Annotated in this window: 18 protein-coding genes; 6 read left to right on the top strand and 12 right to left on the bottom strand. The window is 72.7% G+C overall.

Annotation, left to right across the window (positions count from 1 at the left end; all coding sequences use genetic code 11):
- Positions 1-2: 2 nt before the first annotated feature.
- The 6 genes from CRP30_RS07820 to CRP30_RS07795 all read right to left on the bottom strand — a co-directional run bounded on the left by CRP30_RS07820 (position 3) and on the right by CRP30_RS07795 (position 4,333).
- On the bottom strand, positions 3-467 hold the full coding sequence (locus CRP30_RS07820) for a DUF350 domain-containing protein (RefSeq protein WP_097183399.1): 465 nt from the start codon (positions 465-467) through the stop codon (positions 3-5).
- Positions 468-537: 70 nt separating this feature from the next.
- On the bottom strand, positions 538-939 hold the full coding sequence (locus tag CRP30_RS07815) for a DUF4247 domain-containing protein (RefSeq protein WP_097184051.1): 402 nt from the start codon (positions 937-939) through the stop codon (positions 538-540).
- Positions 936-1,457 (bottom strand): DUF2617 family protein, encoded by a 522-nt coding sequence (locus tag CRP30_RS07810; protein WP_097183398.1) that lies wholly within the window; start codon positions 1,455-1,457, stop codon positions 936-938. Before CRP30_RS07810 ends, CRP30_RS07815 begins: the two co-directional genes overlap by 4 nt.
- Positions 1,454-2,056 (bottom strand): DUF4178 domain-containing protein, encoded by a 603-nt coding sequence (locus CRP30_RS07805; protein WP_097183397.1) that lies wholly within the window; start codon positions 2,054-2,056, stop codon positions 1,454-1,456. The genes CRP30_RS07810 and CRP30_RS07805 overlap by 4 nt, the downstream gene beginning before the upstream one ends.
- 52 nt (positions 2,057-2,108) lie before the next feature.
- Entirely contained in the window at positions 2,109-2,837 is a 729-nt protein-coding gene (locus CRP30_RS07800; protein WP_097183396.1) for an HAD family hydrolase, read from the bottom strand.
- Positions 2,834-4,333: a mannitol dehydrogenase family protein gene (locus tag CRP30_RS07795; protein WP_097183395.1), complete on the bottom strand. Its 1,500-nt coding sequence runs from the start codon at positions 4,331-4,333 to the stop codon at positions 2,834-2,836. The genes CRP30_RS07800 and CRP30_RS07795 overlap by 4 nt, the downstream gene beginning before the upstream one ends.
- Before the next feature lie 210 nt (positions 4,334-4,543).
- On the opposite strand from CRP30_RS07795, the gene CRP30_RS07790 reads away from it, so the two are divergent.
- Positions 4,544-5,284, top strand: a complete 741-nt coding sequence (locus tag CRP30_RS07790) for a GAF and ANTAR domain-containing protein (RefSeq protein WP_097183394.1) — start codon at positions 4,544-4,546, stop codon at positions 5,282-5,284.
- Between the two features lie 8 nt (positions 5,285-5,292).
- On the opposite strand, the gene CRP30_RS22730 is transcribed toward CRP30_RS07790, so the two are convergent.
- From CRP30_RS22730 to CRP30_RS07765, 6 genes are all read right to left on the bottom strand, one after another.
- The gene (locus CRP30_RS22730; protein WP_200814614.1) at positions 5,293-5,463 is read right to left on the bottom strand and encodes a hypothetical protein; all 171 of its coding nucleotides are present in this window, start codon (positions 5,461-5,463) and stop codon (positions 5,293-5,295) included.
- Between the two features lie 53 nt (positions 5,464-5,516).
- Positions 5,517-6,911 (bottom strand): ATP-binding protein, encoded by a 1,395-nt coding sequence (locus tag CRP30_RS07785; RefSeq protein ID WP_097183393.1) that lies wholly within the window; start codon positions 6,909-6,911, stop codon positions 5,517-5,519.
- A 187-nt stretch (positions 6,912-7,098) separates the two neighbouring features.
- Positions 7,099-8,115: an MsnO8 family LLM class oxidoreductase gene (locus CRP30_RS07780; protein ID WP_200814613.1), complete on the bottom strand. Its 1,017-nt coding sequence runs from the start codon at positions 8,113-8,115 to the stop codon at positions 7,099-7,101.
- A gap of 71 nt (positions 8,116-8,186) precedes the next feature.
- Positions 8,187-10,094, bottom strand: coding sequence for a helix-turn-helix domain-containing protein (locus CRP30_RS07775; RefSeq protein WP_143278421.1), 1,908 nt, complete (start codon positions 10,092-10,094; stop codon positions 8,187-8,189).
- 121 nt (positions 10,095-10,215) lie between these two features.
- A complete protein-coding gene (locus tag CRP30_RS07770; RefSeq protein ID WP_200814612.1) occupies positions 10,216-11,151 on the bottom strand; it encodes a fumarylacetoacetate hydrolase family protein in 936 nt (311 codons plus the stop codon).
- Positions 11,152-11,168: 17 nt separating this feature from the next.
- On the bottom strand, positions 11,169-12,110 hold the full coding sequence (locus CRP30_RS07765) for an MBL fold metallo-hydrolase (protein ID WP_097183390.1): 942 nt from the start codon (positions 12,108-12,110) through the stop codon (positions 11,169-11,171).
- A 284-nt stretch (positions 12,111-12,394) separates the two neighbouring features.
- Here CRP30_RS07765 and CRP30_RS07760 point away from each other — a divergent pair, with 284 nt between their 5' ends.
- The 5 genes from CRP30_RS07760 to CRP30_RS07740 are packed head-to-tail and all read left to right on the top strand — an operon-like array spanning position 12,395 to position 17,205.
- Positions 12,395-13,219, top strand: a complete 825-nt coding sequence (locus tag CRP30_RS07760; RefSeq protein ID WP_159961605.1) for an ABC transporter ATP-binding protein — start codon at positions 12,395-12,397, stop codon at positions 13,217-13,219.
- Positions 13,216-13,953: an ABC transporter ATP-binding protein gene (locus CRP30_RS07755; RefSeq protein ID WP_097183388.1), complete on the top strand. Its 738-nt coding sequence runs from the start codon at positions 13,216-13,218 to the stop codon at positions 13,951-13,953. Before CRP30_RS07760 ends, CRP30_RS07755 begins: the two co-directional genes overlap by 4 nt.
- On the top strand, positions 13,950-14,831 hold the full coding sequence (locus CRP30_RS07750; protein WP_097183387.1) for a branched-chain amino acid ABC transporter permease: 882 nt from the start codon (positions 13,950-13,952) through the stop codon (positions 14,829-14,831). The genes CRP30_RS07755 and CRP30_RS07750 overlap by 4 nt, the downstream gene beginning before the upstream one ends.
- Entirely contained in the window at positions 14,828-15,931 is a 1,104-nt protein-coding gene (locus CRP30_RS07745) for a branched-chain amino acid ABC transporter permease (RefSeq protein WP_097183386.1), read from the top strand. The genes CRP30_RS07750 and CRP30_RS07745 overlap by 4 nt, the downstream gene beginning before the upstream one ends.
- Positions 15,928-17,205 (top strand): ABC transporter substrate-binding protein, encoded by a 1,278-nt coding sequence (locus CRP30_RS07740; RefSeq protein WP_097183385.1) that lies wholly within the window; start codon positions 15,928-15,930, stop codon positions 17,203-17,205. The genes CRP30_RS07745 and CRP30_RS07740 overlap by 4 nt, the downstream gene beginning before the upstream one ends.
- The last annotated feature ends 7 nt before the right edge of the window (positions 17,206-17,212 follow it).

The raw sequence follows: 17,212 nt of genomic DNA, 5'->3' as shown, positions 1-17,212 counted from the left end.
GATCAGGACAGCGCGGCGGCGTTCACCGCGCCGATGGCGACGAGGCTCACGCCGACGGCCCACGCCGACCCACTCATCCGCGGGGTGTTCACGATGTCGCGCAGGTGGCCGGGCACGAAGGCGTCGAGCAGGCGCAGCGCGGCTGCCTGCAGCACGACGCCCAGGAGCCCGTAGACGGCCGAGTCGACCAGGCCCTGTCCGAGGCTGTCGGCGCTGGTCATGATCGCGGTGACCACGATGATCGCCAGCGCGAGGTGGTTGGAGGCCAGGAGGATGGCCGCGTTCGGGTTGTGGTCGACGTAGACCTGGGTGCGCAGGTTGCCCGGGGTCAGCAGGTCCAGCGCCAGGAAGCCGAGCGCGAGCACGCCGAAGCCGATCAGGAAGAACAGCAGCGTCGCCACGACGCCCTGACCCAGCAGGTCGCCCTCGACGGTGCCGAAGTCCAGTGCCTGGTAGGTCGCGGTCACGTCGGGTCACTCCCAATGTCGGTGTCGGTGTCGGTGTCGGTGGGGGTCGGGGGGAGGGTGGCGGCCGGGCTCACTTGCCGTCCCCGGGACCGCCGTCGCCGCCGCCCCCCGCGGGGGAGCCGGGACGGAAGCCGGGTCCGAGGAAGATGAATGCACCGCTGCGGTAGCGGCCGTCGAGGTCCTCGACGCGCACGCTGCTCCCGCTCGTGGCCGGGCTGACGATGACGATGTCGTCGTCGTAGCGCAGGTACTCGTTGCCGCCGTCGGCCTGCCGTTCGACCGGGTCGACGGCGTCGACGATGGTCTCTGTGGTGGTCCCGACCGGGTCGGGGGAGGAGTACGTGGCGGTGTCACCGTCCGAGCTCTGCTGCTCGTAGGTGTCGCGGATGAAGCCGCGGGCGTCGTTGCCGCTGCCGCAGGCGGTGAGCGCCAGGGCGGTGACGGTGACGACGGCGACGCGCCGGGCCCTCACGGCGTCCACCTGCTGCAGGTCGTGACCATCTCGCCCGCGTCCGTGTCCGTAGAGGTGGCCGGGTACAGATGCCACGTGTCCCAGGTCCAGCCTCCCTCGGCCAGCGCGGTGCCGGTCATCGCGGTGAGTGCGCTGCCGGAGCCGGGGAAGGCACCGCACAGCCACGCGGGGTCCTCCAGGGCGAGGGCGCGCAGTCGGGCGGCGGTGGCGTCGAGCTCGGTGCGCGGCAGCACGGACACGGTGGAGGTCAGCTCGTAGCCGCCGGACCGGGTCCGGCGCGGGAGCGGCCGACCGCCGGCGGCGACCGCGTCGCAGGACACCTGCTCGGTGAGACGGTGCCCGGCGACGCTCGCCGTCACCACGTGGGAGGCGCCGAGCACACCCAGGACCAGGACGCCGCCGGCGCCGTCGTCCAACCGCAGTTCCGCGAGCGCCGTGGGGGCCGGGGCGTCGAGGACGAGTCCGAGCGCGCCCGCGGCGACGTCGCGCGGCTGCACCTCGAGCTGGTGCACCGTCATGCGTCGGGGGTGGAGTGGTAGACGGTGAGCTCCCCGCGGGTGACGGCGCGCCCCGTCGAGACCTCCCACGACTGGGTGGGCGCCCATCGCTCGAAGGCGATCAGCCCGGTCTTGTCGGCGGTCGCGTAGTCGGCGTAGTCCATCGAGCCCGACGGCGGCGTCCCCGTGGTGCCCTCGGCGGTGTAGGCGGCCCGGCCGCGCTCGATCTGGCGGTGGACGCGGTCGTCGAGGACGACGTCGCCGTCAGGGGTCAGGTTGGTGCCCTCGCGGCGCATCCACAGCGTCATCTCGAGGTCGCCCTCGTCGTCCTCGACGGTGAGCCAGCGTCGGCCGGTGGAGCCGTCGAGCAGGTGCTCCCGCCAGACCGTGCCACCCTCTTCCAGCACGATCGTCCCGCGGACGACGTGGTCGATCCCCGCGTAGGTGATGACGTCGCCGACGCCGATCTTGTGCGGGTCGTAGACGTCGGGCTCGTCCGCCAGCGGGTCGACCCGCCGCCGGGGTGCCCGCTGAGCCGCGAGGTTCCGCCGGCGCAGGACGAGGATGATCACGGCCAGCACGGCGAGGACCGCGACCACGGCGAGCAGCACTTCGGTCATGGGGCGGCCTCCTGTGCAGGTCGAGTGGGCCGGTCGACCGTATCGCGCCGCCCTACAGGAGGAGGTCGGCCAGCTCGCTCCACGACGACACGACCGTGTCCGCGCCCGTGGCCAGCAGCGCCGCCGAGCGCACCGCCCGGTCCTCCTCGGGGACGAAGAGCACGATCCCGATGGTCCGGTAGCCGGCCGCGACCGCCGAGCGGGCGCCGTTGAGGGAGTCCTCGACGGCGATGCCCTGCGCCCGGTCGATGCCGAGCTCCCGGCCCGCGTGCAGGTAGACCGCGGGGTCCGGCTTGCTGACCGGCTCGGGCAGCGAGTCCTCGGCGCTGAACCGCCGGTCGGCCGCGAACAGCGGGGCCAGCCCGGTCACCTCCAGGCAGGCGTCCATGCGCGAGCGGGCGCTGGAGGTGACGATCGCCAGCCCGAACCGCTCGGCCAGGCGGGTCAGCGGCTTCTGCACCTCCGGGTCCGGACGCAGCACCGTGCGCAGGTGCGCGGTGACGACGTCCTTCTCCTCCGCGATCCAGCGCTCGAGGTCGGACGGGACCGGCTCGCGCCCGAAGGCCCCGGCGAGCTCGGCCGCCGCGCCCCGGAAGTTCTTGCCGTTGGTCATCCGCTGGAGCTCCCGGGGACCGTACGGCCGGTCGGCACCGAGGGAGGCCAGGTACCGGTTGGTCACCCCTGCCGACGCCTCGTAGGCCGGCTCCTCGGACGGGAACAGCGTCCCGTCGGCGTCGCACAGCAGAACCGTCCCCGGCTGCACGTCCACGTGCCCGGTCACGCCGCGTCCTGCTGACCGGTCGCGAGGTAGCGCTCGATGACCTCGCGGGGGCCTTCCCGCTCCAGGGCCTCGAGGGCCAGCCGGACCGGCTCGGCGAACCGCGGGTCGCGGCCGATGTGGTCAAAGATGCTCATCTCCGACAGCAGCGGCCCGGGATCGATGCCCGCCTCGCGGGCGATGGGCACCAGATCGGGGCGGGGCCCCTCGATCGGGACCTCCTCGCCGGCGTAGTCATGGCCGCGGATGTAGCGCAGCCAGCCGGCGACGGCGAGGCACAGCAGGTCGTACGGACGGCCCTGGTCGATCGCCTCGCGGACCGAGGGGAGCAGGTAGGAGGGGATCTTGCTGGAGCCCCGCCGGCCCAGCCGGGCCAGCTGGTCGGCCATGCGGGGGTTGCTCAGCCGCTCGAGCAGCGTCACCTGGTAGGCCTCGATGTCCACCCCGGGCACCGGCGGGAGCAGGGGAGCGATCTCGTCGGCCATCAGCCGGGTGATGAAGGCGCAGAACACCGGGTCGGCCATCAGCTCGTCCGTCGTCCGCAGACCGGCGAGGTAGCCGAGGTAGCCGATGGCGGTGTGGCCCGCGTTGAGCAGCCGGGTCTTGAGGATCTCGTAGGGCCGCACGTCGTCCACGAACTGGACGCCGACCCGCTCGAGCGGCGGCCGACCGTTGCAGAAGGAGTCCTCGACCACCCACTGGCGGAAGGGCTCGGTGACGACGGGCCAGCCGTCGTCCACCCCGGTGTGGGCAGCGACGGCGTCGCGGTCCTCCGGGCTCGTGGACGGCGTGATCCGGTCGACCATGCTGCTCGGGAAGGCGACGTGCTCGTCGATCCAGTCGGCCAGCTCCCCGTCGCGCAACCGGGCGAAGGACACCACGGCCGTGCGGGCGGCGGCACCGTTGTTCTGCATGTTGTCGCAGGACAGGACGGTGAACGGCGGCAGCCCGGCGTCGCGCCGCCGGCACAGACCCTCGACGAGGTAGCCGAACACGGTGTCCGGGTTGCCCGGGTCCTCGAGGTCGCGCTCGATGTGGATGTCGTCGGCGTCGAACTCCCCGGAGTGGGCGTCGATCCGGTAGCCGGTGCCGGTGATCGTCAGCGACACCACGCGGGTGCTCTCGTCGGCGAGGGCGGCGAGCACCGCCTCCGGGTCGTCAGGCGCGTAGAGGTAGCGCGTCATGGCGCCCACCACCCGGGCCTCGTCGCCGTCGGGGGCCCGCTCGACGACGAGGTAGAGGCGATCCTGCGCCTCCAGCACCTCGCCGATCTCCCGGCTGTGCAGGCCCACGCCGACGACGCCCCATCCGGTCTCGCCGAGCCGGGCGAGCTCGTCGAGGTAGACGGCCTGGTGGGCACGGTGGAAGCCACCGACGCCGATGTGCACGATGCCGGGGCGGAGGGCGCCGCGATCGTAGTCCGGCGTGGAGATGTGCGACGGCAGCTGGTCGAGGGTCTGGTCGTTCAGGGCGAGCGTCCGGGCAGGGGCGTGCGTCATCGAGGGTCCTCAGCGGCGGGGAAGGACACGGGCGGCTGTTGGACCCGGTGTGTGCGGGAGCGTCATGCCCGCGCGGGCGGCTACTCGAACTCCGCACGGCGTGTCGCCGGAGAGGTTCCGGTCACGGTCGTCGGCGGTCGGGCCGGGCCACCCCCGTCCGGCCAGGCGGAGGAAGTCCTCGCGGGACCGCCCTGCGGGTAGCTTCTCCCCATGACGGCTGCGCAGGAGGACCGGCAGGACCGGAGCGACGCCCCGCCGCGCCTGGGCGACGTCATGAGCAGCGTCGCGCGGCACCTGCAGGCGGAGCACGGCGACGTCGAGGAGACCCTCCGGGCGATCACCGCGGCCGCCGTCCGCACCGTCCCGCACACCGACGAGTGCGGCGTCAGCTACGTCGTCGGACGCCGCACGATCGAGTCGCGGGCCGCGACGAGCGACCTGCCGCGCACCCTGGACGCGTCGCAGCAGGAGCGGGGCGAGGGCCCCTGCCTGGATGCGGCATGGGACCACGAGGTCGTCCGGGTCGACGACCTGCCGAACGAGGACCGCTGGCCCCAGTTCGCCCGCCGGGCCGCCGACCTGGGGGTCGGCAGCATGCTGTGCTTCCAGCTCTTCGTGGCCGGCGACCAGCTCGGTGCCCTGAACCTGTACTCCCGCACGAGGGGGGCGTTCGACGACGACAGCGTCGACATCGGCCTGGTCTTCGCCAGCCACGCCGCCGTCGCCCTCGCCGGCGCCGAGCACGAGGCGCACCTGCGCACGGGCATGCAGAACCGGGACGTGATCGGGCAGGCCAAGGGCATCCTGATGGAGCGGCACCGGCTCACCGCGGATCAGGCCTTCGGCGTCCTCGCCCGCGTCTCGCAGGAGCTGAACCGGAAGCTGCTGGACATCGCCCGCGAGCTCACCGACACGGGCTCGGTGCCCGAGAGCCGGCACCGGCGCGACTGAGCGGAGCCTCAGGCCGGTTCGGGCACGCCGCCGGGGTCGCCGCCCGGATCGTCCGGTGTCGCCTCGATGGGCGGCGGCGGGAGCGGCTCGGGCGCGTCCGGGAGCAGTTCGGACGGGTCGTCCGGCACGGGCTCGGTCGGATCGATCAGCGGGTCCGGCTCCGGCAGGGGGGTGACCATGCGGTGAGTCAACCAGGGCGGACGATCCGTCGGGAGTGCCTTCCGAGGGCCGGCTACCTCCGGGCGCCCTCCGGCCGGGCGGCCGGCAGGCGCACCGCCAGCACCGTCTCCCCGGGACGCAGCTCGATGCCGATGGCACCGTGGTGCCGGTCGACGATGCGACGGGAGATGTCCAGCCCGAGCCCGGTCCCCTCGCCGACGCCCTTGGTCGTGAAGAAGGGGTCGAAGGCGTGCCGCTGGGTCTCCGGTGTCATGCCCGCGCCGGTGTCGCCGATCTCCACGACCACATCGCCGTGCTCGAGGCGCGTCGTCACGCGCAGGGTCCCGGAGCCGTCCATCGCATCGAGGGCGTTGTCGATCAGCTGGGTCCACACCTGGTTCAGCTCGGCCGCGAGGGCCTCGATGCGGGGGACCTGCGGATCGTGGTCGCGGACGACGGCCACACCCGCGGGGATGCGGTAGGCGCGCATGGCGAGAGTGCTCTCCAGCCCCTCGGCCACATCTGTCAGCTGCATCGCCGCGCGGTCGAGCTGGGAGTAGCTCCGCATCGCGGCGACGAGGTCGGAGATGCGCCGCGTGGACTCCTTCACCTCCTCGAGCAGGCTCGTCGCGGACACCGTGCTCGCGACCCAGTCCAGGGCGGGGTCGAGACGGTCATCGCCCAGCGCCTCCGCCATCCGGTCGCACCACGCGACGTCGGCTCCGGCGGCGGCGAGCGCCGGGGCCAGCACCCACTGGCGTCCGACGCCGTGCCCGGTGAGCCAGTCGGACACCTCGTCCTCGCGATCCGCGGCGGCGAGCAGGCTCTCGGCCGGCCGTGGGCCCAGCTCGGCGCGCAGCGCGTCCAGCCGGGAGAACTGCTCGGCGGTGACAGGGGCGGCGGCCAGCCGCCGGAGGGCGGACAGCATCCCGTCGAACGCGCTCCCGAGCGCGTCGACGGCGCGGGTGGCCGCGGCCGCCGGATTGTTGAGCTCGTGGGCGAGTCCGGCGGCCAGCGTGCCGAGCGCCAGGAGAGCCTCCCGCTGCCGGGCCATCGCCTCGTAGTTCCGCGCCGAGCGGGACACCCCTTCGATCAGGGAGAGCCCGAGCGGGAAGCGGTCCGTCCAGAGCGCGAGCAGGGCGCCGGCGGGCACCCGCAGCATGCGTCCGGACGTCGTCGCCCGTCCGGTGGCGAGGTAGGCGCCGTGCTCGTCCCACGCGCGGAACCCGCCGGCCCACCTGCCGGGGACGTCCATGGCACCGAGCCGGGTCTCCTCGCGCCCGACGTGCCGCACCAGGTCGATGGCGCCGTCCAGGAGGACCCACCAGAACTCCGCCGGCTCGTTCTCCCGGAAGACCACGTCGCCGGGTTCGAAGCGGACCTCGGTGCCGCTGTCGAGCAGGGTGCGCAACTGGTCGTCCCCGGTCCGGGAGAAGAGGCCGATGCCCCGGAGGTCGTCGAGCTCCATGTCGCCTCCTCGCCCAGGGCGTGCTCCGGTTCTCCGGTCGCGGTTCCGTGATCATGCCGATGCTCCGGCCGCCGGGGAAGGTCCGCGACCGGCCCGGCGTCGCGTGTCAGGGCGGTGGGGCCAGGCATGTCCCCACCCGCGTCCCGCGGGACGGCGGCCCCGTCGTCGTCCTGGCCGACACGCCAGGTCAAGCCGACAGCTGCTCCGGGGAGGGGAGCGTGCGGGAGCCACGGCCGAACAGCGCGGCCAGCGCGGCGTCCGACGCCGCCAGCGCGCCCCGGTCGAACGTGCTGCTGCTGGCGACCAGCTCGGCGGCGCCGGTGCGCTCGAGGAGCTCGGCGAGCCGGCTCTCAACCTGGTCCGGAGTGCCGGCGACGGCACCGGCGGCCGTCTGGTCGAGGTACTGCTGCTGCCGCGGCGTGCGCGTGGCCCTCCGGACGACGGCCACCGGGTCGAGCGGGGGGAAGATCCCGGTGGTGCGCGCCTGCGCCATCGCCCACGCCTCGGGCAGCACCAGGTCCGCGGCCTCGGCGGCCGTGTCGGCGACGAGCACGTCGAGGCTGATCGCCACCCGAGGCGCCGGCTGCTGCGCCGAGGGCCGGAAGGACCGGCGGTAGCCGGCCAGTGCCGCGAGTCCCGGCTCCGGATCACCCGCGACACCCAGCAGCGGGCCACCCACCACGACCGGCAGGCCGAGGTCGGCGGCGACGTCGAGGCCGCGACCAGTGGCGAGCACGTGCAGTGGCACCGGACCGTCCGGCTGCGGGTGCAGGGTGATCTCGGCGTCGCCGGTGAGGTAGCAGCGCAGTTCGGCCAGGTCCGAGGCGAAATCGTGCTCGGTCTCGCGCAGTGCCCGGCGCACCGGCGCGGTGAAGCCCGAGGACCGGCCCAGTCCGAGGTCGATCCGGCCGGGCGCGAACGCCGACAGGGTGGCGAACTGCTCCGCGACGACGAGCGGCTGGTGGTGCGGCAGCATCACGCCGGCCGAGCCCAGCCGCATCGTCGTCGTCCGCCCTGCGATGGCCGCCAGCAGCACCGCCGGCGCGGCGCCGGCGACGCCGGGCACGCCGTGGTGCTCGGCGACCCAGAAGCGCTCGAACCCGAGCTGCTCGGCGGACACGGCTCGTCCGACGGTGCCGGCGAGGGCCGCGGAGTCGGCCTCGCCGGCCCGGGTGCGCGACCGGTCCAGCAGGGAGAGCCGCACCGCCGCATCCATCACAGGTGGTGCAGCGCCGGACGGCTGCGCGCTGTTCCGTCCGGCGTTCCCCCGGACATCTACCGCGCGGTGAGCCATCCCGACACGGTGGCGACGACCATGGCCAGCTGGATCCTCAGGACGTCGTCGGGCTTCGACAGGTCGACGCTCAGCATCTCCTCGATCTTGCGCAGCCGATAGGCCACCGTGTTGCGGTGCAGGTACATGCGCCGGCTGCACTCGTGCACGGACGTGCCGCTGGCCAGCCAGTTCTCCAGCGTCGCCAGCAGAGCTGATCTGCTGCTCGCGTTCGAGGTCGCCAGCGGTTCCAGGAGCGTGCGGGCGAAGTCGGTCAGCGCCTCGCCGGGGCCCGAGTCCAGCATGACCCCGTAGAGACCGAACTGGCCGATGTCCAGCAGGTCGGGGGAGTGCTCGGTCAGCAGTTCGGCGGCTCGCGCGAGCAGGAGGTACGTGCTGCGGTACGCCGCCACGCCGAGGACGTCGCGCCTGACCAGGACGTGCACGCGGCGGTCCGGGTACAGGGCCGCCGCTGCGTCGGTCAGGAGCGTCAGCATGGCGCCGTCGCCCGTGTCGACCGGTGTCGGCCCGGACGGCTCGGCGGCGCGCTGGGGGACCAGTGCCAGCAGCTTTCCGTCCATGATCCCGATCAGCGGCCGGGGTGACATGTGCACGAGCCGCGTCGTGAGGCGAGAGAGGTCTCGCGCCTGGGCGATGCGCTCGGGCCGCCGGCCCGCAGCTGTCGGCGTCGGAGTCAGGAGAGCTGCGAAGTGAGGTGCGCGGAGGTCGTGGCCGAGCGCTTCGGCCCGCGAGTGGAGCATGGGGGCCCGGATCTCCGCCGTGTCGGCCAGCAGCTCGGTCAGCAGGTCGCTCGCGATACGGGCCTCGATCTCGACCTGGTGCTGGGTGGCCTGCAGCTCGAGGGCCACGGGCAGCGTGATGTCAGCCGGGTCGGCCGACGACAGCAGGTCCAGGCCGGGGCCTGTGACGGTCAGCCATCCGCGCACGTGGTCGTGGACAGCGATGGGGGCGACCCAGGTCGGCGGACCGACAGAGCCGGCCCGCAGCACCCCCACCGTGCTCGTCGGCGGGCTCGTCTGCGCGGCCTCCGCCGCCGCGCGGAGGCGGGACAGCAGCTCCTCACGGTCGTCGGTGCCCCGTCCGGTGCTCGACCAGGCACTGACCCGCAGACCGGTGTCCCACATTGCGGCGGAGCCGTCGACCGCCTCGGCCACGGCCTCGACGATGCCGGCGACTCCTCGGCTGGCCAGCACGGCGTCGCAGAGCTCGACGTGCAGGCGCAGCAGCCGGGCGCGGCGTTCACCGTCAGCGGCCGCCTGTGCGCTCCGCAGCCGGAGCTGGTCGGCCTCCACGTTCTGGTCGTCACGACGGCGCGCCGCTTCCAGGGCGCCCGCCGTGTGCTCGGCCAGCAGTTCGATCAGACGCACGTCCTCAGGGGTGAAATCGCGAACGGTCCGGCTGTACGCCGTGATCGAGCCCAGGGCGACACCACCCAGCCCGTGCATGGGGGCAGCGAGCAGCGCGCGGTAGCCCTGCATCTTCGCCATGTCGGCCCACTGGGCACTGTCGGGATCGGCCAGGGCGTCGGACAGGGCGATGGCATGGCCGCCGAGCACAGCGCTGGTGCTCGGTGTCCGGAAGCTCCGGACCGACAAGGTGAGCGGTTCGGCGTTGTTCACCAGGTCGACGTACTGGGCGCTGAGGCCGTGCGAGCCACCGACCACCAGGCGGTCGCCGTCGGCCACCTGGAAGACGGCGGCGAACTCCGTCCCCAGCAGCCGGCATGCGTGGCGCGCCGCCAGGGCGAGCACATCCGGGACCGTGGCGTCCCGGTTGACGGCACGCAGCAGGTCGGCGCTGATCGACATGGCCGCGGCCCAGCGGTGATCGGGACCGGCCACCGGCGGCGCGACGGCGCCCGTCCCCCGAGGAGCGCGGCGGCCGGTCACGCGGGCCCCGGGTTGTCGGGATGCACTACGAGACCCGACATGTCTGTGCACATGGGCATCGCCGGAGACTAGCGACCGCGGGAGCGCCGGAGCGCCTCCGCCGTCGTCCGCTGACCATCGTTCAGCGCAGCGGCACGGCCGCGGGTCCGGGGACGACGTTGGCGTCGATCACGCCGACGTGCTCGACCTCGAGACGGACCTGGTCGCCGGCTCGGAGCCAGGGAAACTTCTCCTCCCCGTGCACGCGGGACAGCTCGAGGATGCAGCCGGTGCCCACGGTCCCGCTGCCGATGACGTCGCCCGGCCGCAGGGTGGTGCCCCGCGAGGCATAGGCCATGAGTTCGGCGAAGCTCCAGTAGATCGTGGAGAACGTGCCCCGGGAGTACTGCTCACCGTTCACCTGCGCCGTCATGGCCAAGTCGTAGGCGTTGCCGGCGCGGTAGGGCGCCAGCTCGTCCGGTGTGACGAGGTAACGGCTGAAGCTGGTCGCCCCGTCCTTGCCCTTGGCGGGCCCGAGCAGGCCGCGCATCTCCTGCTCCTGCAGGTCGCGCGCGCTCCAGTCGCACAGCACCATGTAGCCGGCGATGTGGCCCTCCGCCGTGGCCGGCTCCAGGTTGCTGCCGCCACGGCCGACGACCGCGGCGATCTCCAGCTCGTAGTCGAACCGCACGGACCCGGGGGAGACGGCGACGTCGTCGTGCGGGCCGTGCACCGCGGCCGGATTGGTGAAGTAGAACAGGGGGATCTCGTACCAGACCGGGTTGACGCTCTGGCCCAGGGCCTCGCTGCTCGTCCTGACGTGCTCCTCGAAGGCCATGAAGTCGCGGACGGACGGTGGCGAGGGGATCGGCGCGAGGAATCGGGCCCCCTCTTCCTCGACGACCTCGAACGGGTCGCGCACAGCGAGCTCGGCGGCTTCGGCCATCCGCTCCTCGAAGCCGTCGCCCAGCAACTCGAGCAAGCTGGAGACGTTCCGCAGCCCGTGCAGGCGGCCGTCGCGGGAGAGGGCCACGTGCTCGCGGCCGTCGGTGGGGGAGAGGTAGGTGGACCAGCGCATGGGAGTGCTCCTGTCGGTCAGGCGAGGCAGGTGAGGGGGCGGCCGCCGTTGTAGGCGACCATGTCCTGGAGTGCGGCCACGATGTCGATCGGGGCGCCCCGCTCGGCACCGTCCAGCTCCCGGTAGGCCCGGTGCAGGTTGCCGACGATGCGCTCGGCGTCGGTGAGCTCGGCATACGCGCCGAGGTCGGTCTCCCGGGCGGTCTCGAGCGGGGTGAGGCCGGCCGCCCGGCCCTTGGCCGCGACGTCGAGGACGAACCGCAGGTAGCCGGCGATGTCGTCGACGAGCTCCGGTCCGGAGACGGGTCCGTGGCCGGAGACGATCGTCTCGGCGCCCAGCGGCTGGACGACGGTCTCGAGGACCTCGAGCGCGCCGGCCACCGAGCCCATCAGCAGGAACGGTGTACCGCCGTTGAACAGCAGGTCGCCGCAGAACAGCACCGACCGCTCCGGGATCCAGACGATGGAGTCGTTGGTGGTGTGCGCGGGCGTTCCGACGTGGCGGACCTCGCACCGGAGGTCGTCGGCCCAGAGCGTGACCCCGCGGTCGTAGGTGAGGAAGGGAGGAGCCACCGCGACGTCCCCCCAGTCCACGTCGTCGAACAGTCCCAGGTTCGCCGGCGGGCCGGCGGCCAGCAGCTCCTCGCGGGTCCGGTCGTGGGCGACGATGGTGGCCCCGGCGAACAGGTAGTTGCCGTAGGTGTGGTCACCGTGGTGGTGCGTGTTCACCAGGGTCCGCACCGGTTGGTCGGAGATCCGGCTGATGGTCTCGAGGTAGGCGCGCGTGCGCCGTTCCGTGGACGTCGCGTCCACGCTGATCACGCCGGTGCGCGTGACCAGGAAGCCGGTGTTGTTGAGGTACCAGCTGCCGTCGGGCTGGAGGTAGGCGTAGATGCCGTCGCTGACCTCCTGCAGGGTCGCCGGCCCCGGCGGGAAGGGGCTGAGGGAGGTCGGGTGCATCGGTTCTCCTCGGGTGCTCGGGGAGCGCCGGTCTCCCGCTGATGACGGACGAGCTGCCGTGCGCCCGGACAGGCGCCGCGCGCCGCGCAGGCCTCCACGCCCGGGAGGCGGGAAGTGATGTGGGCGACAGCTCAGGACGGACGCTAGTGCGCTGACCCTGGGCATCGCTTTGGCAGCGTGCACGACAGACCTGGTGAATCCTGTTCACTGCGCCAACCGAGATGGCGCCATCAATCCGTACTGTCCGGTGTCATGCGTCACACGAGCCCACCGGGTCGGATCACATGACCGCCCCTCCGAGCGCCGCCTCGACGGGTCGGACGGACGACTCCGCGCAGCAGCGTCCCGTCCTGTCCATCCGGGATCTGTCGATCACTTTCAGCGGGCTCCGCGCCCTGGACGGCGTGAGCTTCGACGTGCCCACCGGCGGCGTCACCGCGGTGATCGGGCCGAACGGCGCGGGCAAGACCACGCTCTTCAACTGCATCAGCGGGATCTACCGCGGTGAGGGCGACATCGAGCTGGCGGGGGAGTCGCTCGAGGGCAAGTCGCCGCACGCCCGTGCGGCCCTCGGCATCGCGCGCACGTTCCAGACACCGACCCTGATCGAGGACGACACGGTCCTGGCCAACGTGATGCTGGGCGGGTTCTCGCAGACCCGCGCAGGGCTGCTTTCGCACATGGTGCTCACGCTGCGGTCCCGCCGCGAGGAGACCGACCTGCGCGAGCGCTCCGCCGAGGCGATGGACCTGATGGGCCTCCTGCCGCTCGCCGCCGCCAGGGCCGCGGACCTCCCGCACGGCCTGCGCCGGCGGGTCGAGCTGGCGCGGGCGCTCGTCGCCCAGCCGCGGCTCGTCCTGCTGGACGAGCCGGCGGCCGGCATCAGCCACACGGAGGCCCTGGAGTTCGCCGACCTGCTCACCGGGCTCGCCGAGCGCTCGGGAGCGACGCTGCTCCTCGTCGAGCACAGCGTGGCACTCGTGATGCGCGTCGCCCGGCGGATCGCCGTCCTCGACTTCGGGAAGCTCGTCGTCGAGGGCGAGCCCTCGCTCGTGCGGCAGGACCCCCGCGTGCTCGCCGCCTACCTCGGTGACGAGGCCGAGTCATGACCCTCCTGCAGCTCACCGGGGTGCGGGCCGCGTACGACGGCGTCCAGGCACTGCACGGCATGGACCTCGCGGTCACCGGGGGGGAGATGGTGGCCCTGCTGGGCGCCAACGGTGCCGGCAAGACCACGACGCTGCGGGCCATCTCGGGAACGGTCTCGGTGGAGGGCGCGGTCGTCTTCGACGAGCGGGACGTCACCGGCTGGGCGGCACACCGCGTCGCCCGGCTCGGCGTGGGCCACGTGCCGGAGGGCCGCGGCACCTTCGTCGACCTGACCGTCGAGGAGAACCTCACGCTGGGGACTCTCGCCCGCGGATCGCGGCTGCGTGGTCAGGTGAAGGAGGACCTCGCAGCGGTTCACGAGCTGTTCCCGATTCTGCGCGACTTCTCCCGGCGCCAGGCCGGCGCGCTCTCGGGTGGCCAGCAGCAGATGCTCGCGATCGCGCGCGCCATCCTCGGCCGTCCGCGGCTCCTGCTGGTCGACGAGCCGTCGCTCGGGCTCGCCCCGATGGTGACCACCGAGATCCTGCGCAGCCTCCGCGTCCTCCAGGCGGAGTGGCAGCTGGCCGTCCTGCTCGCGGAGCAGAACGCCCGGCGGGCTCTCGCGGTGGTCGACCGCGCCTACGTCCTCGAATCCGGCCGCGTCGTCGCGTCCGGCAGCGCCGCCGAACTGAGGGAGAACACTGCCGTGCAGGACGCGTACCTCGGCGCCGAGCAGACCGGCCGGCCGGCATGACCGAGCTCTGGCAGCAGGTCCTGTCCGGCCTGGGCAGCGGTTTCATCTACGCCAGCCTCGCCCTGGCCATCTGCCTCGTCTTCCAGGGCACCGGGGCGGTCAACTTCGCCCAGGGCGTGATGGCGACCGCGTCGGCCTACCTGGCGTGGAGCCTGGTGAGCAACGGGATGAACTTCTGGCTCGCCCTCGTGCTGGTCCTGGCGGCCAGCTTCGTCCTGGGGGCCCTGATCGAGCGGGTCTTCATCCGTCCGGTCGAAGGATCGAGCCCCCTCGTCATGCTCACCGTGACGGTCGCGCTGCTGATCGGGCTCCAGGCGGTCGTCGCGCTGATCTGGGGCGACGACCCGCAGCAGCTGCAGAGCCCCTTCGGTGGCGGCAGCGTCGAGGTGTTCGGCGCCCGGCTGACCGCCCAGCAGCTCGGGGCCGCGGCAGTCGTCCTGGTGACGCTGCTGCTGGCCGGCGCCTTCTTCCGGTTCACGACCCTCGGCCTGCGGATGCGGGCCGCCGCGCAGAACCCCGCCTCGGCCCGACTCCTCTCCATCGACGTGGGCCGGATGCTGGCGCTCGGCTGGGGGCTGGCCGCGACCGTCGGTGCGGTGGCCGGCGTCATCTTCGCGCCGACGCTGGGGGTGTCGCCCGCGATGATGGACAGCTCCCTCCTGCTGGCGCTGGCCGCCGCCACCCTGGGCGGGTTCGAGAGCCGCGGCGGCGCAGTCGTGGGCGGCCTCGTGCTCGGCGTCGCCGCCAACCTCGCCAGCCGCTACATCCCGGGCATCGGCTCGGACCTGCAGCTGGTCGTGCCGTTCGCGGTGATCTTCCTCGTCCTGCTGCTCCGCCCGCAGGGTTTGTTCGGCCGGGTCTCGAGCGTGCGGGCATGAGCGGCGCGCGGACCCCGGCCGTCGTCCGACCCCCGGCCGAGAGGGACAGCGAAATCACCGTGTCGACGTCGCACGCACTTCCACCCGCCCCGCGAGTCGGCCTGCGGACTGCCTGGTGGACGGCGGCTCTCGCCGTCGTCCTGCTGCTGGCCGCCCTCGCCCCGGCGAGCGTCATCAGCGACTTCCAGTTCTTCCAGCTCAACCGGGTGGTCACCTTCGCCATCGCGATCGGCGGACTGAACCTGCTGCTGGGCTGGGCAGGCACCATCTCGGCCGGCCACGGCGCGCTGTTCGGGATCGGCGCGTACACGACGGCGATCCTGGTGGCCGACCACGGCGTCCCGTGGCCGCTGGCGGTCCTGGCGTCGCTGGTGGTCGGCCTGGTGGTCGGGGCCCTGCTGGGTCTGCCGGCGTTGCGACTGGGTGGCATGAACCTCGGGCTCATCACTCTGGCCATCGCCTTGCTCCTGCCACCGCTGCTCACCCGGCTGGACTGGCTGACCGGCGGCCCCTTCGGGAAGACCACCCCGCGGGTGGAGGCCCCACCAGGCCTGCCCTTCTCGTCCCCGCAGTGGCTGTTCCTCGTCAACCTCGTCGTCCTGGCGGTCGTCTTCTGGCTGCTCTCCAACATGCTGCGCGGGCGGATGGGACGAGCCCTCGACGCCGCGGCGTCCTCGCGCGTCATGGCGGCGGCGCACGCCATCCCGACCAACCGGATCACCGTCGCGGTGTTCGCCGTGAGTGCGGCGGTGGCGGCCCTGGGCGGTGCCCTGTTCCACCTGACCACCCGCACGTCGACGCCGGACAGCTTCACCTTCCTGCTGTCGATCTCGCTGATCGCCGGCGCCGTCGTCGGCGGTAGCCGGTCGTTCGTCGGGGCGATCATCGGCGCCGCGTTCGTCGTCTTCGTCCCCGAGAGCCTCGGCGGGTTCGTCGATCCCGCGGCGGCGGGTCAGTGGCAACAGGTGGTCTACGCCGCGGCCCTGCTGCTCGTCATCTACTTCTTCCCCCGCGGACTGGCCGGACTGGTCAGGCAGGCGCGCAACCGGCTCGTCCGGCGCAGCTCAACCAACGCTCGATCACAGGAGGAACAGTCATGAGCCGGTCCACCAGACGCACGATCCCGCGGACGCGGGGGGTTGCCGCCATCACGTTGGTGGTGGCGATGTCGGCCACCGCCTGTGGCGGTTCCGACCGCCGCGAGGCGGAGAGCGGCGGTGGCGCGCAGGGGGTCACCGACGAGGCCATCAAGATCGGCGGCAGCTTCCCGTTCAGCGGGCCGTACGCCGTCTTCTCCAACGCGAGCCAGGCCATCGCCGCCTGCTTCGCCGCGGCCAACGAGGACGGCGGCGTCAACGGGCGCCAGATCGAGTACACCGCCGCCGACGATGCGTACGACCCCGCACGGCTGACCGCCAACGCCCGGGAGGCCGTCGAGCAGGAGCAGGTCGCGGCGTTCATCTCCTTCGGCGGCACCAACGTCGCCATCCAGCCCTACATGAACGAGAGCCAGGTCCCGCACATCGTCCTGGCCGGGAACGCGGAGTTCAGCCGCGTCGACGAATTCCCCTTCACGCACGCCTGGTGGCCGGACCTCAGCTGGGAGGCCGAGGCCGTCACCAGCTACGTCATGGACCACCCGGAGGAGTTCCCCGCGCCCGAGATCGGGCTGATCTCCCTGAACAACACGCTGGCCGACAGCCACATCGCGGGCATCGAGGCAGGTCTCGGCGGGGACGCCGCGACGGTCTTCCCGGAGGAGAACCGGCTGCGGGTCGAGCCCACGCTCGCCGACTGGACCTCGCAGCTCAACCAGCTGCAGGCCGCCGGAGTGAACGTCCTGTACATGAACCCCGGCACCGCGGGCCAGGCCAACGCGATCAAGTACATCGACGAGATCGGCTGGCCGGTGAAGGTCATCGTGTACTCGGGTGGCACCTCCATCAAGACCAACTTGGAGCCCGCCGGCCTGGACGCGGCCGAGGGCATCTACGGAGCAGCCTGGCTCAAGGACCCGTCCGACTCCCGATGGGCCGACGACGAGGGCATCCAGCGCTACCGCGAGGTCATCGAGCAGTACGGCGAGGGGGCGGACCCGGATCTCACCTTCACCGCCAACGGCTACGGGGCCTGCCAGGCGGTCCTGTCCGCGCTGGAGTCGATCGGCGACGAGGAGATCACCAGCGAGGCCTTCAACGAGGCCTGGATGGCGATCGACGGCGAGGAGAGCGACGTGCTGGTTCCCGGCGCCGACCTGATCGCGGGGGAGAGCGGCCGCCTGGTGCACGACTACCAGATGCTGCGTTTCGACGGCACCTCCTGGGAGGACGTCGGCGAGCTGATCGACGTCTACGAGTCCGGCATCACCGAGTAGTCCCGAC

Origin of the sequence: Blastococcus haudaquaticus (assembly GCF_900230285.1) — a bacterium.
Lineage (GTDB): Bacteria > Actinomycetota > Actinomycetes > Mycobacteriales > Geodermatophilaceae > Blastococcus_B > Blastococcus_B haudaquaticus.
This window is presented reverse-complemented; position numbering and strand designations above follow the sequence as displayed.

What these genes read in the sequence shown, in the direction of transcription:
- CRP30_RS07740 (WP_097183385.1), top strand. Translation starts at nt 15,928, where the DNA reads ATGAGCCGGTCCACCAGACGCACGATCCCGCGGACGCGGGGGGTTGCC.
- CRP30_RS07805 (WP_097183397.1), bottom strand. Translation starts at nt 2,056, where the DNA reads ATGACCGAAGTGCTGCTCGCCGTGGTCGCGGTCCTCGCCGTGCTGGCC.
- CRP30_RS07790 (WP_097183394.1), top strand. Translation starts at nt 4,544, where the DNA reads ATGACGGCTGCGCAGGAGGACCGGCAGGACCGGAGCGACGCCCCGCCG.
- CRP30_RS07755 (WP_097183388.1), top strand. Translation starts at nt 13,216, where the DNA reads ATGACCCTCCTGCAGCTCACCGGGGTGCGGGCCGCGTACGACGGCGTC.
- CRP30_RS07795 (WP_097183395.1), bottom strand. Translation starts at nt 4,333, where the DNA reads ATGACGCACGCCCCTGCCCGGACGCTCGCCCTGAACGACCAGACCCTC.
- CRP30_RS07745 (WP_097183386.1), top strand. Translation starts at nt 14,828, where the DNA reads ATGAGCGGCGCGCGGACCCCGGCCGTCGTCCGACCCCCGGCCGAGAGG.
- CRP30_RS22730 (WP_200814614.1), bottom strand. Translation starts at nt 5,463, where the DNA reads ATGGTCACCCCCCTGCCGGAGCCGGACCCGCTGATCGATCCGACCGAG.
- CRP30_RS07810 (WP_097183398.1), bottom strand. Translation starts at nt 1,457, where the DNA reads ATGACGGTGCACCAGCTCGAGGTGCAGCCGCGCGACGTCGCCGCGGGC.
- CRP30_RS07760 (WP_159961605.1), top strand. Translation starts at nt 12,395, where the DNA reads ATGACCGCCCCTCCGAGCGCCGCCTCGACGGGTCGGACGGACGACTCC.
- CRP30_RS07750 (WP_097183387.1), top strand. Translation starts at nt 13,950, where the DNA reads ATGACCGAGCTCTGGCAGCAGGTCCTGTCCGGCCTGGGCAGCGGTTTC.
- CRP30_RS07765 (WP_097183390.1), bottom strand. Translation starts at nt 12,110, where the DNA reads ATGCACCCGACCTCCCTCAGCCCCTTCCCGCCGGGGCCGGCGACCCTG.
- CRP30_RS07785 (WP_097183393.1), bottom strand. Translation starts at nt 6,911, where the DNA reads ATGGAGCTCGACGACCTCCGGGGCATCGGCCTCTTCTCCCGGACCGGG.
- CRP30_RS07770 (WP_200814612.1), bottom strand. Translation starts at nt 11,151, where the DNA reads ATGCGCTGGTCCACCTACCTCTCCCCCACCGACGGCCGCGAGCACGTG.